This window comes from Desulfobacula sp. (assembly GCF_014237455.1).
In the GTDB taxonomy this organism is placed as follows: Bacteria; Desulfobacterota; Desulfobacteria; order Desulfobacterales; family Desulfobacteraceae; genus Desulfobacula.
In genome coordinates this window covers 1-14,726 of sequence record NZ_JABZFL010000042.1, presented here as the reverse complement: position 1 = coordinate 14,726, position 14,726 = coordinate 1, and the positions used below count along the sequence as shown (strand labels likewise).

Annotated in this window: 14 protein-coding genes; 6 read left to right on the top strand and 8 right to left on the bottom strand. The window is 42.8% G+C overall.

What is annotated here, in order from left to right:
- Both HGJ91_RS06510 and HGJ91_RS06505 read left to right on the top strand, forming a co-directional pair.
- On the top strand, positions 1-1,201 hold a 1,201-nt coding region (locus tag HGJ91_RS06510), incomplete at its 5' end, for a diguanylate cyclase (RefSeq protein WP_291346902.1).
- Positions 1,198-1,854 carry a class I SAM-dependent methyltransferase gene (locus tag HGJ91_RS06505; protein ID WP_291346901.1) on the top strand — a complete coding sequence of 219 codons (657 nt, stop codon included), beginning with the start codon at positions 1,198-1,200 and terminating at the stop codon, positions 1,852-1,854. The genes HGJ91_RS06510 and HGJ91_RS06505, both read left to right, overlap by 4 nt.
- Before the next feature lie 95 nt (positions 1,855-1,949).
- On the opposite strand, the gene HGJ91_RS06500 is transcribed toward HGJ91_RS06505, so the two are convergent.
- Positions 1,950-2,975: a proline racemase family protein gene (locus tag HGJ91_RS06500; RefSeq protein WP_291346900.1), complete on the bottom strand. Its 1,026-nt coding sequence runs from the start codon at positions 2,973-2,975 to the stop codon at positions 1,950-1,952.
- Between the two features lie 77 nt (positions 2,976-3,052).
- Entirely contained in the window at positions 3,053-3,976 is a 924-nt protein-coding gene (prmA, locus tag HGJ91_RS06495; protein ID WP_291346899.1) for a 50S ribosomal protein L11 methyltransferase, read from the bottom strand.
- Positions 3,977-3,992: 16 nt separating this feature from the next.
- Between prmA and HGJ91_RS06490 the strand changes: the two genes are divergently transcribed.
- A complete protein-coding gene (locus HGJ91_RS06490) occupies positions 3,993-4,883 on the top strand; it encodes a 50S ribosomal protein L11 methyltransferase (protein WP_291346898.1) in 891 nt (296 codons plus the stop codon).
- Positions 4,884-4,904: 21 nt separating this feature from the next.
- Here the strand turns inward: HGJ91_RS06490 and HGJ91_RS06485 are convergent, their stop codons facing one another.
- The 3 genes from HGJ91_RS06485 to HGJ91_RS06475 form a co-directional block, all read right to left on the bottom strand.
- On the bottom strand, positions 4,905-5,291 hold the full coding sequence (locus tag HGJ91_RS06485; RefSeq protein WP_291346897.1) for a carboxymuconolactone decarboxylase family protein: 387 nt from the start codon (positions 5,289-5,291) through the stop codon (positions 4,905-4,907).
- Positions 5,292-5,367: 76 nt separating this feature from the next.
- Entirely contained in the window at positions 5,368-6,531 is a 1,164-nt protein-coding gene (gene acd / locus HGJ91_RS06480; protein ID WP_291346896.1) for a glutaryl-CoA dehydrogenase Acd, read from the bottom strand.
- 358 nt (positions 6,532-6,889) lie between these two features.
- Positions 6,890-7,105 carry a biotin/lipoyl-containing protein gene (locus HGJ91_RS06475; protein WP_291346895.1) on the bottom strand — a complete coding sequence of 72 codons (216 nt, stop codon included), beginning with the start codon at positions 7,103-7,105 and terminating at the stop codon, positions 6,890-6,892.
- A gap of 195 nt (positions 7,106-7,300) precedes the next feature.
- Here HGJ91_RS06475 and HGJ91_RS06470 point away from each other — a divergent pair, with 195 nt between their 5' ends.
- From HGJ91_RS06470 to HGJ91_RS06460, 3 genes are all read left to right on the top strand, one after another.
- On the top strand, positions 7,301-9,034 hold the full coding sequence (locus HGJ91_RS06470) for an acyl-CoA carboxylase subunit beta (protein ID WP_291346894.1): 1,734 nt from the start codon (positions 7,301-7,303) through the stop codon (positions 9,032-9,034).
- Between the two features lie 36 nt (positions 9,035-9,070).
- Positions 9,071-9,841, top strand: a complete 771-nt coding sequence (locus HGJ91_RS06465; protein ID WP_291346893.1) for an enoyl-CoA hydratase/isomerase family protein — start codon at positions 9,071-9,073, stop codon at positions 9,839-9,841.
- Between the two features lie 101 nt (positions 9,842-9,942).
- Entirely contained in the window at positions 9,943-10,506 is a 564-nt protein-coding gene (locus HGJ91_RS06460; protein ID WP_291346892.1) for a cysteine hydrolase family protein, read from the top strand.
- Positions 10,507-10,601: 95 nt separating this feature from the next.
- Here HGJ91_RS06460 and HGJ91_RS06455 read toward each other — a convergent pair whose 3' ends face one another.
- The 3 genes from HGJ91_RS06455 to HGJ91_RS06445 all read right to left on the bottom strand — a co-directional run bounded on the left by HGJ91_RS06455 (position 10,602) and on the right by HGJ91_RS06445 (position 14,500).
- Positions 10,602-12,521, bottom strand: a complete 1,920-nt coding sequence (locus tag HGJ91_RS06455; RefSeq protein WP_291346891.1) for a hypothetical protein — start codon at positions 12,519-12,521, stop codon at positions 10,602-10,604.
- 181 nt (positions 12,522-12,702) lie between these two features.
- Entirely contained in the window at positions 12,703-14,037 is a 1,335-nt protein-coding gene (locus HGJ91_RS06450; RefSeq protein ID WP_291346890.1) for an MFS transporter, read from the bottom strand.
- 7 nt (positions 14,038-14,044) lie between these two features.
- A complete protein-coding gene (locus HGJ91_RS06445; RefSeq protein WP_291346889.1) occupies positions 14,045-14,500 on the bottom strand; it encodes a CBS domain-containing protein in 456 nt (151 codons plus the stop codon).
- Positions 14,501-14,726: the final 226 nt, after the last annotated feature.

Genomic DNA, 14,726 nt, shown 5'->3' with positions numbered 1-14,726 from the left:
ATTATTATTAAGTTTTATGTGGATAATGATAATTGTTTTATCTTTTTTTTGGAATTACAGACAACTGATAAAGGAACAGGAAAGACTTGCACTTGAGACAGGAAGAAGTTTTTTTAATCAGATGATAATTACTCGTCAGTGGAATGCTCGTCACGGGGGAATATATGTCCCTGTTACCGAAAAGACCTTACCGAATCCATATCTTGACGTGCCAATGAGAGATATTGATGTCAATGACAACTTGACGCTTACTAAAGTGAATCCTGCTTTTATGACAAGGCAAATATCAGAAATCGATGTTGAGGAAAAAGATATTCACTTTCATATAACCAGTCTTAACCCAATTCGTCCGCAAAACAAGGCAACAAAGAGAGAGGCAGTAGCTTTAAAGGATTTTGAAAAAGGCGTAAAAGAAGCGGGAATGTTTACCAAAGAAGGTTCAACGATTTCTTTTTTTTATATGGCTCCCCTAAAGACTGAAAAACCGTGTTTAAAATGCCATGCCGAACAGGGCTATAAGCTAGCTGATATTCGAGGGGGTATTAGTGTGACACTGCCGTTTGCTATGGAAATACCACTGCGGCCTCTATTGTCAGGCCACTTGTTGGCAGGCGGTGTCGGCTTATTCATCATCATTATTCTCGGAGTAAAATTAAACAGGGCCTATGAGATAATAAAAAGACAAGCTTTATTTGATACGTTAACCGAGATTCCAAATCGCCGGAGTTTTTCAGCAACTGTGGCAAGAGAATTTAGCCGCAGCCAAAGAGACCGGGAGCCGCTGTCAATTATAATGTGCGATATAGATAATTTCAAAGCGTATAATGATACTTACGGTCATAGTAATGGAGATATATGCTTAAAAAAAGTTGCGCAAGGCATAAAGAATTCCCTTAAAAGACCCGGGGATTTTTGTGCGCGGTATGGCGGTGAAGAATTTATTGTTATTTTATCAAAAACAGCATCTGATGGAGCAATGCATGTCGCTGAAAGAATACGGTCACACATTGAAGAAATGGGAATAATACATGAAAAATCAATGCCTTCCCGGGTTGTTACCTTGAGCCTCGGTGTGGCAACATCAGAAGACACGATTGGTCTGGTTTTCCATGAGAAATTAATCCAATATGCAGATACGGCTCTGTATAAGGCAAAAGACCAGGGCCGGAATCAAGTTCAATTCTCCACTGAAGTCGCGTGATTCTGCCCGGCATATATGAGCCCTGTTGTCCTCTGTGCAGCAGCAAAGAGTTAGAGTTGTTTTTTGAGGATAAGAAAAGAATTTACCGGCGCTGTTTTTATTGTCAGCTGGTTTTTGTCCCCAAACGCTATTGGCTTAGTGCCAAAGATGAAATGGCAACCTATGACTTGCATGAAAACGATATCCGGGATCAGGGCTATCGCCGGTTTTTATCTCGATTAAGTACGCCACTGCTGGAGAAGCTGGACTCAAAACAAAAGGGACTGGATTTTGGCTGCGGCCCGGGCCCGGCCCTGTCGGTCCTGTTAGAAGAGAAAGGTCATCAGATGGATCTCTATGATCCATTTTATTATACTAATCCTTCGGTGTTTTATAAAAAGTATGATTTCATTACTGCCACTGAAGTGGTGGAACATCTGCGCGACCCTGACAGGGATTTTTCTACAGTGTTTAAGATGTTAAAACGAGGCGGCTGGCTGGGTATTATGACCAAGCTGGTAATTGATGAACGCGCTTTCAGTCAATGGCACTATATTCGCGACATGACACATATTTGCTTTTATAGTCGGACAACTTTTGAATACATAGCGCAGCGCTTTAATGCCGACCTCAGCTTTGTTGGAAAGGATGTGATACTGCTCAATAAGAAGTAGGCCTTGCCGCTATCGGGAAATGTCAGTGATGGTGATGGATTTAACAGTCCCGATGAAATCGTAAGTTTCGGCAGTGTTTTTATGAATCCCAGGCGTTACCTTAGAATAAATCCTTGATTTAAGGGATCATCCGGGTCAATTAAAAATTCATGAACGCCGGTAATATATGCACTGCCGGTCACTTTGGGAAGAACAGCGGTATGATTTCCAACCTGTGTCAGTCCGGCAATCCTGCCGGTAAAACTTGTGTTGATAATACTGCTAATCACAATATCTTCGCCCGGGTTTATTTTATTTCTTTTATTGAGAATGGCAAGCCTTGCGCTCACTCCGGTTCCGGTTGGGCTTCTGTCAACTTCCCCTTCGGCAAAGATGCAGCAATGCCTTGAATGGACATTTTCAAGATCAGGAGTGTCCACAAAGATCGTCCCGTATAAAAAGCTTAAGTCTTCTTCAAATGGATGGACAATTTTTTTTGAAGCCATAATGGCATTTTTGATCCTCCTGCCTTTTTCCACAAGTTCGGAGAAATAGTCCGGTGTGCACGAAAGTCCAAGCTTTTGGGCATTGACAAAAGCATAAAACGCACCGCCAAACCCCAGGTCATAGGTGACTTTTCCAAGTTTCGGGACCTCAACAACCGCATCCAGTTCCGGTGCAAAAGAGGGCACATTTTCAAATGTCACGGATTCAACACGGTCACCGTTCATATTGGGCATGGCCGTCACAAGACCGGCCGGCGTATCTATTCTGATTTTCTGGCCGGGAGTTTTGATCTTGACAAAGCCTGTCTCAACCGCAACCGTTGTGATGGCGATAATGCCATGCCCGCACATGGTGGAAAATCCTTCATTATGGATAAAAAGAATCCCGAAATCCGCATCTTTTGTCACAGGTTCCGTGACAAAACACCCGTACATGTCAGCGTGACCTCTGGGTTCAAACATGAGGATTTTTCGGATGGAATCCAGGTATTTTTTTGCGTATCTTCTTTTTTCAAGAATCGTATCCCCGACCGGTGTCGGAACCCCTGAAGTGATTACCCTGAAAGGCTCTCCGGCAGCGTGGGCGTCAATAGTTTTTATTTTTATATATTTATCTGACGGGACAAAATTTTCCATTCTTCCAGTTCCAGTATGGTTGAATAAATGTGCAGCCTCATACGTTTAAATAGTATATCATGCCGGAGCAATATTATTCAATGTCTGGTTTTTTTGACTGCAAGGGTGACCCATTCATCCCTATATTCTTCATGGACGACAAAAAGATGATGGGCCTCAAGTGCTGCCAATACATTGCTTTTCCTCTCTTTGATAATGCCTGAGAGGATGATTGTTGTATCCGGTGTCATTCTTATTGATATCTCCGGCAGAATATCGACAATGACCTGGGCAATAATATTGGCAACAATAAAATTGTAGGGTGCCCGGTCTGTTTCATCCAGGGTTGTACACAAGAGTTCGCATATGCCGGGGTCAATATCATTTTTGGCAAGATTTTGTTGGGCCACCTTTATGGCGACCTCGTCAGTATCAATGCCTGTTATGCACTTTGCACCGAGTTTGGCAGCCGCAATCATCAAAATTCCGGAACCCGTTCCAACATCAAGGAATGTTGAACCCGGTTTAAGATATGTTTCAATCATCTGAATACACATGGCGGTAGTCGGGTGTGTCCCGGTACCAAATGCCATTCCCGGGTCAAGGTGAATAATAATCTCATCTTTCCCGGCATCATACTCTTTCCATGCCGGTTTTATTGTTATCCTGTCTGTAACCTTTGTCACTTCAAAATATACCTTCCAGGCATCAGACCAGTCTTTTTCATCGACGATTTCGGTTTGGATGTTAACCTGAATATTTAAATTTGACAGGGTTGAGACTTTTTCTCTTATTTTTTCAAGGATGATGTCGGACGAATCCAGCAAGGGGAGAAAGCCTGTAATCGAGCAGATTTCAGGTTTTGGCAGCGTATTTGTGTCAAATCCTTCATCCGGTTCATCCAGGGGGATATCACACACCACTCCTTTGAGATTGAATGAGAAGAAAACGTTACAAATCAACTCTTCGGCTAAAATCAAATTTTCAGCATCAAACTGAACAATGATTTTTTTGAATTTCATGGATATCAACTCTTTCTTGAGTTTTTATTCAATAAAGATTATTTTCCATTATTATGCAATTGTCAAATTTAAATTTTGTAAAATGATCAATCCGTATCATCATCTTTATATTTATTATTTTGACGGAGTCCCGCAGATTAGCAAGACGGTTCAGAACAATTACGCCTTTCTTGGGACATGGGTGGAAGAAGACATCTCTTTTCTTTTTTTTTCTTCTTTTTGTGATGATATTGTTGAACAGATTCTTGAAAAGAATAAAGGTATCAGCCTGGTTGACACATACGAAATGACAGGTGAACAATGGCATGGAGATAAGATCGAACCCTATTATGTGAATGATCTGTGTATTTATCCGCCATGGAACAAGCCTGCTTTCACTGATGAAATCATAAAACAAATTCTGCTTGATCCGGGCGTGGTATTTGGGACGGGCAGACACCAGACAACAGAAGACTGTCTTTATTTAATTCATCGATTGTGTACAAATTACAGGATACAATCGGTTCTTGATATTGGTACGGGAACCGGGCTTTTGTCCCTCGGGGCAGCTGCGCTGGACTGCAAACAGGTGATGGCCTGTGATTTCAATCATCTGGCGGTTAAAACAACCCTGAACAATATCCGGCTCAATGGATTTGAAGACCGGATTCTTGCTTTCCAGGCAAAAGGGGAAGAGATCATGTCCATTCCCTGTGATCTTCTAATTGCCAATATCCATTATGATATCATGCGCCATATGATAGAAAGCCCGTTTCTTTTAGAGAAAAAGTGGTTTATCCTATCCGGGATTTTGAATTCCGAAACTAAAAAAGTATTGGATTCATTGTCCCGGAAGAATGTTCACATTATTGAAAGGCGGTGCCCCGATGGAATCTGGAACACCCTCCTGGGAAAAATCTTAGGGTAAAATGATTTTTTAAGATGGGGTTTATTCTTCCCCGCGTTCTTCCAAAACTTCCTTAAGAACGGTCAGAGCCGTGTTTGCAGCAGGCACTCCCCCGTAAATACTGGTCTGGAAAATCACTTCTGCAATTTCTTCTTTTGTGCATCCCACATTCAGGGCCGCATGGGTATGGAGTTTGAGTTCATCCGGTTTTGAAAGAACTGTTAGAGCCGCCACTGTAACGAGCTGCCGTGTTTGATGAGGGATCTTTTCCCTGGCATACATCTGGCCTGTGATATACAGAGACATGTCTTTTGCAAGGCCCTTGTCAAAATGTCTCCACAGGTTGTACGGCTTTTCCTCTTCTTTAACCGTGGAAAAATAAAGTTTTGCGGTTTTACCTGTTTTTTTTGCAATTTCTTTTGGGTCCACCTTGGCCTCCTTGGTAAGATTTTGTGAGCAGCAACCCAAAGGCGGAAAAGGATTGCAGTTCACGAAATTTTTTAGTTTATCTGTTGGCTTTTCTAATACCAAGCTGATCCAGTGCAATGATCCATTTGCAGATATTCGTAGACCCTTCAACCATGGAATAGGTCGGGGCATCCCTGTAGTATCTGGCAACAGGATATTCTGTGGAGTATCCGTAGGCACCCAGGATTTTCATGGCAAAGTTGGCGGATTTGGTAGCGATTTCACCGGCAAGATATTTTGCAATGGCCACATCACGACCATTGTTTAATTTGCCCTGGTCTTTTTGCCAGGCGGCTTGATAGACAACAAGACGGGCAGCTTCAATTTCAGCCGTCATCTGGGCGATCATATCCTGGTTCATCTGGAATGTGCCGATTTTTTTGCCAAATTGTTTTCTTTCATTGCAATATTTGGTGGACACGTCAAGACAGGCCTGGGCAAGCCCTACACCACCTGCAGCAGCCGATAGTCTTGTCTGGTTCAAAGATGAGAACACTATCTTTGCACCGTCACCGGGTTCACCCAGGATATTTTCCTTGGGCACTTTAACATTATCAAGAAAAAGCTCTCCTGTGGGTGAGGAATGAGACCCCAGTTTGTCAAGACCGGATGTCTTGATTCCTGCAAAGTTTTTAGGCTCGATAACAAAGGCGGAAAGCCCTTTTGATCCAGCGGCTTTATCTGTGTAAGCATAGTAGAGGAGAGCGTCCGCATAATTGGCATTGGAGATCCAGGTTTTGGAACCGTTTAAGAGCCAGTGATCACCTTTGTCTTCAGCAGTTGAAGCCATGGCCATAACATCTGAACCCGCATCAGACTCAGTAATGCCGAATCCGCCGATATATTCTGCGGTACACAGTTTTTCCACATATTTTTTTTTGACTTCTTCATTTCCATATTTAAAGATGGTATAGGCACATCCCAGGACCTGCATGTTGACCTGGACCCTTAATGAAGAAGAAACCTTGGCAAGTTCTTCGGTAATAATCATTGCAGCCAGAAAACCCATGTCTTCTCCACCGTATTCTTCAGGAATGACGGTTCCGAAAAATCCCAGTTCGCCAAGGGGTCTCATAACCTCTTCAATGGGAAAGTGGTGTTTCTCATCCCATTCATCTGCAAAGGGTTCGATTTGTTTTTTAGCAAAGTTTCTGATTTCTTTTTGAAGCATTTTAAGCTCGGTTGATAGTTTAAAATCCATTGTTCCTCCTAAACGGTTATCCTAAAATGTTTTATATATTAAAATATATGGTTCATATCATAAATTGTAGAATAAACTAAAATTTGATAGACTTGTCAAGAAAAAAAGTTAAAATATAGCTAAAAAATAGCTTGACAAAGAAGGGGATTTATTTCATCTTTAAGCGGCATTAAACCGTTGTTTCGTTATGTGAAACAGCAGGATGGAAAAGATTGTCCGGAGCTGATATTTCAATTCGGATAAGTCAAATGGATAAAGGGTTATACAAAGAAGACAATGAATAATTTTATATCATGCAGAGAGCATAAATGATGGCACTCTCTGCAGATACAAAATCTGCTATGCAAGGTATTGATGGTTACTCAACAACAAGAAGCGGCTGTTTGGTGGCGACTTTGTCATCCACTTTTACATCGACTTGTTTTACTTTGCCTGCAACTGCTGAGACAATGGGATTTTCCATTTTCATGGCTTCAAGGACCAAAAGTTCCTGTCCCTCAATGACATCGTCGCCTTCTTTCACATGTACCTGTATAATTGTACCGGGCATGGGGCTCAAGATTTCTGTGCTCATTTTTACCTCCTTTATTCAAACGATATATGGTTCTTTTCTTGCCGGAAAAAGATTTTTTCTTAAACAAGACAAGTTTGGTCTATACTTAAAGAAAAGCTTAAAGTCAAGTGGGGTTAAATTTTACGATGAGCGATTGGTTCTCCTTTAAGGGGATACTGATCTCAAATAATAATTTATTTTGATCGGGAGTAGAGAATGAGACAATATTTTGAAAAAATGGCACAATTTGGTGTTGCGCTAAATAAAGGGCAAATATTAAGTTCACAAAAAAATGTAGAAAATATCCAGGAAGTGGAAGCCGGGATCGATGTTGAAATCGAAAAAGTAAAAAATGCCGGAATGCCGACTGAAAAAATCAATGCAAGGGGTGTAATGACAGTTTGGCAGCGGCTTGAATATCTGGTTGATCCGGGGACCTGGAATCCCCTTCACACCCTGTTCAATCCTGAAGATAATGTTGAAGGCACTACAAATGTCATTGACGGTCTGGCAAAGATTTCCGGCAAATGGTGTGTTGTCGCAGGATTTGATAATAAGGTCATGGCCGGTGCCTGGCTTCCGGGACAGCCTGAAAATATTTTAAGAGCCACCGACCTTTCAAAACGACTGAACATCCCCCTGGTCTGGCTGGTCAATTGCAGCGGTGTAAAACTCACAGAGCAGGAAAAGTTCTATGCCAACAGAAGGGGAAGCGGTACAACTTTTTACCGCCACGCCGAACTTGAGCAGGAGGGAATTCCCGTACTGGCCGGCATCTATGGTACAAACCCGGCAGGCGGCGGATACCAGGGCATCAGCCCGACCATTCTTTTTGCCCACAAAAATTGTAATATTGCCGTGGGCGGCGGTGGAATCTTAAGTGGCATGTCTCCCAAAGGGTATTTTGATCTGGAAGGTGCGGAACAGCTTATTTCATCTGCAAAAGAATACAAGGCCAAACCTCCGGGATCAGTCGATATCCACTATGATGAAACCGGTTTTTTCAGGTATGTCTATGAAGAAGAAAAAGGGGTTCTTGACGGGCTCAAAGACTATATGAAAGATATGCCGGCCTATAATCCCAAATTTTTCAGGGTTTCTGAGCCAAAATCTCCAAGGTTCCCGGCAGAAGATCTCTATAGTCTCATACCCCATAACCAGAAACAGATTTATAATTTTAAAGAAATCATAGCCCGTCTTGTTGACGGCAGTGAACACATGGAATTCAGACCGGATTACGGACCTGAGATTTATACAGGCCTTGTGAAAATGGACGGATATCTTGTGGGTATGATTGGCAATAACCAGGGTTGGCTGGGAGAAGATTATCCAGAGTATGCAGACTACGGCGGAATCGGCGGCAAGCTTTACCGCCAGGGTCTGATCAAAATGAACGAATTTGTCACCCTATGCGGCCGGGACAGGATTCCTGTGATCTGGTTCCAGGATACGTCCGGTATTGACGTGGGTGATATTGCTGAAAAGGCAGAACTCTTAGGCCTTGGCCAGTCATTGATTTATTCCATCCAGCAGACAGATGTGCCCATGATGCTGATAACCTTAAGAAAGGGAACCGCAGCAGCCCATTATGTTATGGGCGGTCCCACCGCCAACCGCCACAATGCATTTACCCTGGGGTTGGGGACAACTGAAATTTATGTTATGCACGGTGAAACAGCCGCCGCAGCCAGTTTTTCAAGAAGGCTTGTCAAGGAAAAGGATGCCGGACGTTCTCTTGAACCCATTATTGAAAAAATGAATAAGTTGGCTCAGGAATACCATGATAATTCAAGACCGGCCTATTGTGCAAAATATGGCATGGTGGATGAAGTGGTGAAGATGAACGCACTTAGAGATTATTTGAAAGCCTTTGCAGGCGCTTCATACCAGAATCCAAAATCCATCTGCCCGCAGCATCATATGATTACGCCGAGGATTATCAGAGGATAAAGCCTTTTATAAAAAATATATAACAAGGAGGCCAATATGGCAGACCCTAAATTTATAAAAATTGAAAATAATGGTCAGGTTGCCAGGATAACGCTTGATCGACCCAAGCACAATGTCCTGGATATCCCCATGATGAATGAACTCAACGCAGAGCTTGAAAAGATCGCAGCAGATGATGAACTCAAATGCGTCGTGATCACAGGCGAAGGCAGAAGCTTTTGTGCCGGCGTGGAAGTGGGAGACCATAAACCGGATAATGTAGATGCAATGGTGGCAACCTTTAACCGGATTTTTGAATTGACAAATATGATTGATATACCCATTATTGCCGCTGTGAACGGGGCATGCCTGGGTGGCGGTATGGAAGTTGCCATTGCCTGTGATATCGTGATTGCATCTGAAAAAGCCATCTTTGGACAGCCTGAGATTAAACTTGGTTTTTTCCCACCCTATGCTGCGTTAAGGCTTCCCGAGCTTGTAGGCCCTGCCAAGGCCATTGAAATCGTCACCACCGGCCAGAATTATTCGGCACAGGAATCCAAAGACCTTGGCTTTGTATCCAAAGTAGCATCTGTGGATGATTTTCAGGAAGTTGTAGATGGTCAGGTGAAACAGATCTGTCATGCGAGCCCATTGATTATTCGTCTCAATAAACGGGCGGTAAAACGCCATATCGGAACCAGTTTTTTCCAGGGGGTTGATCTGGTCAGCAATTATTTTCTTAAAACCTTGATGAAAACAGAGGATACCCTTGAAGGGATCGCAAGTTTTGAGGAAAAAAGAAGGGCTGTCTGGAAAAATAAGTAGTGCCTGAGCGAAAACCCGAAAATTTTCTTCACGGCAAGGGGTAATCAGCCCCTTGCCGTGGTTTTTCTTTTTTCATACAAAATTATCCCAGAGGAACGATCATGGAAGAAAAACCAGCACTACTCATCATTGATATGGTGAAAGATTATTTTAAGGATGAAAATAATTATCCCATAACCCCCCTGGCTAGAAAGATTATTCCCCCAACCAATATCCTGATAAGGCAATTTCGCAAACAAGGATTTCCTGTTATTTTTTCAACCGATGCCTTTGCCGAAGATGATTTTATTTTTAAGGGCAGGATGCATCCCCATGCCATCAAAGGAACAAAAGGCGCTGAAGTCGTGAATGATCTTGACATGGAACCTGAAGATCTCTGGCTGCCCAAACCAAGGTTTTCAGCCTTTTTTGATACCGGTCTTGAAAAAATCCTCAAAGACCAAAAGATTACCCTTTGCGCCGTAGCCGGGATCGCCACAAATTTCTGCGTCCTGACCACTGCCATGGATGCCCTGTGCCATGATTTCAAGGCGGTCCTCTTAGAAGACTGCTCAACTGCTTTTTCTGAACAGATACATGCGCAATGCCTGGATATGTACAGGAGAAACCCATTATACCCTCTTTTCAGGGTCATGACATCAGACGAATTGACATCTGAATTATAAAAAAAATGGAAGGGACCAAAAAGGAAAAAAGGGGTTTGTAAAATTTTGTTTTCAGTACAAACCCCTTATATAAAAGAGTATAATTTATTCTTTTGTTATTTTATTTTCCGTAAGACCCTGGATGACCATTTGGGATCATCCATTCGGCTGCTCAGGCTTGTGCCCAGTTTAGAAAGCATATGATTGGACTGGGCTTTTCCTTCAGCTTCCGCGTAGATTGTCGCAGCAGTATCAGGGTCATTCACCTGGAGTAAAGAAATTTCTGCCAAAAACAACAGATCGTCAAATGATGTTAGTTTTTTTCGGGCCGACTGCATTATGTTTGACAAAAATATCTGATCGGATGTCTGATGTTTGACAAGGGAGATCAGTTGGGCATAATCACTTTGGGATTGGCAGAGCGACTCTGCAGAATTATAGAGTTTTCCGGCCCAGTCCTTATCCTCTATCCAGCTGGAAACAGCTCCGGCGATACAACTGAAATCAAATAGACTGTGGCTGTTTTCCTCGGCTTTGACCAGCAGGGTTGACGCCCATTCCTTGTCATTGAATTTTTTTACTGCAATGGATGCGAGCTTGATAAGATCACTATTTTTTTGGCTCTGATTTTCAATACCAGTATAGATCTCACGAATCCAGGTCTCATCTTTGATTGTATCGACAATGGCACAGGTCAGTTCGTCATAGTAACTGAAGCTGGTACATTTATCCAGGAGCCCGGTATAGATGTCCCTGACCCAGGTTTCATCCCCCAAGTCCGAATGGATATCAACAGCAAGCTTAATAAAATCGTTGAAATTTACGGTAAGCGATTGTGCAAGTTTGTAAAGTTTGGCTGTATAATATGTGTCACCCGTCTTTTCAAATACTTCATGGGCTAGTGTCCGCATGGGGAAACAGGTTTTATTTTCTTGTTCTCTTAAAATAAAATCCGCATACAAATTTTTGAATTCCTCCCGTTTTTCCAGCTGGAAAGAAATTGCCGATGTCCAGGCTTCGTCATCTGTGACAATGTCCTGGATAGCCTGGGCTGTTTTAATAAAGTCTGCATTGGTTTTTACAGCCCCTTCAGCCTGTTTGAGAACCTGCACAGCCGCATCCGTGTCTTTGAGATCTTTTGCCAGGGCAGTGGCCAGGTCAACCAATTGGCCGCAGTCCGGATTTGTTGCAGCCGCTTTCTGATAAACAGCAGAGGCAAAGGATGCATCCCCTGTATTCTCAAATGCAGCTTTGGCAAGTTTTAGATAATCTGAAAAATTTTTAAAAACAGTTTCTGCTTTCTGATAAACTGACATTAAAAAATCTGCATCATCCAGCTGTCCTTTTACGGTTTGGGCAAATTTGAGCAGTTCATCTCCGGATTCAAGGGATGCCAGGGCGCCTTCATAAATTTTTCGGGCAAGATCATTGTCTTGAAGGTCGGCCGCAACACCGGCTGCAAGGACGATAAAATCATCTGCCTTTGAAGCCTTTTCCATTGCTTTTTCATATACATTTTTAGCCCGGTCCTTGTCTTTGAACATGTCCATCACAGACTTTGCAAACAGTACGAAATCATCGGCTTTTGAGCATTTATCAAATGCCTTTTCAATGGTTTGTTCTGCAAGCTCTTTGTCTTTGAGGACTTTGGCGATGTGATCGCTTAACTCCAGATAATCCGTTACCTTGACACATTTTGTACTTGCAGCGCCGATGATATCTTTAGACACATCTTCCAGCTTAAGCTCCTGTGCAGCTGCAGCAAGTTTTAAATAATCCTCTGTTGAACTGCACAAGTTTTTACCCTGTTCCAAAAGGGAAGCGGCAGCTTCTGCATCCTGAAGCAGATCGAAACTGGCCTTAGCATATGCGACTGAGTCTTCAAAGGTTTCAGCCCAGCCGGCACCTTCTTCCAAAAGCTCGGCAGCCCACTCTTTATCAGAAAGTCCGTCCACAATCTCTTTTGCTACGGCAATATATTCTTCCGGAGCGTCACACTCCTCGGCTTTTTCTTCCAACTCTTCTTTGAGTCCCATGTTTCCTCCTTGTTATTTTGAAAAAATTTTTAAGTATTGTGATCTATATAAGTAAAACAATGCATTATAAATACAGCAAAAAACCTTTTAACGCAAAAAAAATTAATTTCCAGTCAGAAAGTTAAGGATACATTATTCAAAAGCATCTACCGGTAAAATTTTTTTAGCCCTGTCTGTTTTGTTATTCATCCTGTTGGGATGGCGAAGGCTTTTTCAGCCATAGAACATAGATTGCCAATACTATAAAAAACCAGATAATAAAGGTGATCGGGAACCAGGAAAAGGTGTCTACAAAAACTGCATTTTCAAGATGTTCTGACTGGATGCCCTGTTTTTTTATTTTTAAAACAAGGGCATAAAGAATTCCCAGAACACCATAGGAGATATTATAGGCCAGGCCTTTAAAGCTCAAGACGGTTGCTCTCTGGTCGGATGATGTGATCTGGTTGATATAAAAGCTGACAAAGAAACCAGTGAAATACATGGCGCTGAAAGTGATCAGGGCAGGGATTAACCCGGCATAGGGCCAGAAAAAACTCATTGCAGAAAGACCTGAAATGGTCAATATGGCCGTGATCCAGAGGGCAAATGAAGGCGATTTTTTCTCTGTTATTTTTTTTGCCATTTTGGGAATTACAAGCCCGAACATGGCAACAAGGGATCCAATGATGCCAAAGGTGGATTCAGGCAAATCGATCATCCTGTAGTACTGGCTGGAAAGTGTGATGATCATTCTGATAATGCCGTCAAACAGCATGCCGAAAAGGATGACTGACAGGGCAAAAGGGGTTTTGAAAATCCAGAGGCCTGCCTTGAGCGTCAAACCGAAAGCCTGTCGGACCGGTGCTGTTTTTATATCAGAGGCAGACGGACCGGAATTCGGATCTTCCATTCTCAGGGTTGTGACAAATGCACAGATTGCCAGGATAAAGGTAAGGTATAATGGAAACCGCATGGTGGTTTCCTGGGAAAGACTTATGGCAAAGCCGAAAAACCGGCAGATTTTTTCAAGCAGGTTTGGGTCATAAATGGCGGCACCCACACTCATGGCAACAATGAACCCGATGGATTGAAATCGCATTAAGATTTCCAGTACTCTGCCCCATTGGGCAGGATCTCCTTGGGCAGTCAGGGAATCATAGGCAATGGCTTCATCCGCCCCGCTGGCAGCAGCTTCTGCAAGGCCGCTCAGAACACGGTTGACCAGGAAAACAATGAAAATAACGGAAGGATCGGTTTTGGGGATAAAACTGATGATGCCGATCTCAAAAATCATGATGAATGTCGCAAAAACCAGCAGTTTTTTTCTCCCGATAATATCGGCAAGCGCCCCTGAAGGGACTTCGGCAAGGACGATGGTGGCAGCCCAGACAGCGTTCAGGATGGAAAATTGGGCCACGGTCAGGCCGAAATCAAGGAACAGGATGGTAAAGACCGGATAGTAGAACCTTGAATTAAACAGGACTTTAAAGGCAATAAACAACCGGATATTGAGGATGGAAAATGTGGGTGTCAATGGTCGATCATTCTTTGGGTATCAGGGTCTTTAAAACATCTTCTTTGCCGATAATGCCCAGAAGTCTTTTGCCGTCCACGACGGGTATGGTGTGAAAATGTTTTTCCACCATAAGGGTTGCAATTTCAGATACAGGAGCGTCCGCAGCCACGGAAACAGGGTTTTTGATCATGGCCTGTTCAACGGTTGCGGCTGATATTTTTTGTAAAGTGTCTTCCAGTTTTTTGGATGATGACAGGGGAATAATACTGTCAAGGATGGTGAAAATCGGGGGGATGGGCATTTCTTTCTGCTGGAAGATCAGGTCGCTCTGGCAGAGGATTCCCACCAGTTCTTCTTTATCATTTACTACCGGGACGCCATTGATATGATTGTTTAAAAGGATTTTTACCGCCCTGGGTATCTCTGTATCCGGGGTGACACTGATAATATTGGTTTCCATGATATCTATGGCTTTGATCATGACACCCTCCTTATGAATGAACGGGTTTTACGATTTATTTTGTTCACCGACAATACAATCTTTACTTACTATACACGAATACCGGTTTCAGGTAAAGCATCTGTTGTGGCCCAAATCCACCGCCTAAATTTTTTTATACTGCTCCAAGCTAAAATCGGGGGGATTTTTTTAAAATCAGGGGTCGATTTTAACAGAATTTAACTTTTCATGCCAAAAATATTCTGTA

Excerpts from the sequence above, each read along its gene's own strand:
- HGJ91_RS06475 (WP_291346895.1), bottom strand. The coding sequence starts at position 7,105 with ATGAGCACAGAAATCTTGAGCCCCATGCCCGGTACAATTATACAGGTA.
- HGJ91_RS06465 (WP_291346893.1), top strand. The coding sequence starts at position 9,071 with ATGGCAGACCCTAAATTTATAAAAATTGAAAATAATGGTCAGGTTGCC.
- acd (WP_291346896.1), bottom strand. The coding sequence starts at position 6,531 with ATGGATTTTAAACTATCAACCGAGCTTAAAATGCTTCAAAAAGAAATC.
- HGJ91_RS06460 (WP_291346892.1), top strand. The coding sequence starts at position 9,943 with ATGGAAGAAAAACCAGCACTACTCATCATTGATATGGTGAAAGATTAT.
- HGJ91_RS06470 (WP_291346894.1), top strand. The coding sequence starts at position 7,301 with ATGAGACAATATTTTGAAAAAATGGCACAATTTGGTGTTGCGCTAAAT.
- HGJ91_RS06500 (WP_291346900.1), bottom strand. The coding sequence starts at position 2,975 with ATGGAAAATTTTGTCCCGTCAGATAAATATATAAAAATAAAAACTATT.
- prmA (WP_291346899.1), bottom strand. The coding sequence starts at position 3,976 with ATGAAATTCAAAAAAATCATTGTTCAGTTTGATGCTGAAAATTTGATT.
- HGJ91_RS06445 (WP_291346889.1), bottom strand. The coding sequence starts at position 14,500 with ATGATCAAAGCCATAGATATCATGGAAACCAATATTATCAGTGTCACC.
- HGJ91_RS06455 (WP_291346891.1), bottom strand. The coding sequence starts at position 12,521 with ATGGGACTCAAAGAAGAGTTGGAAGAAAAAGCCGAGGAGTGTGACGCT.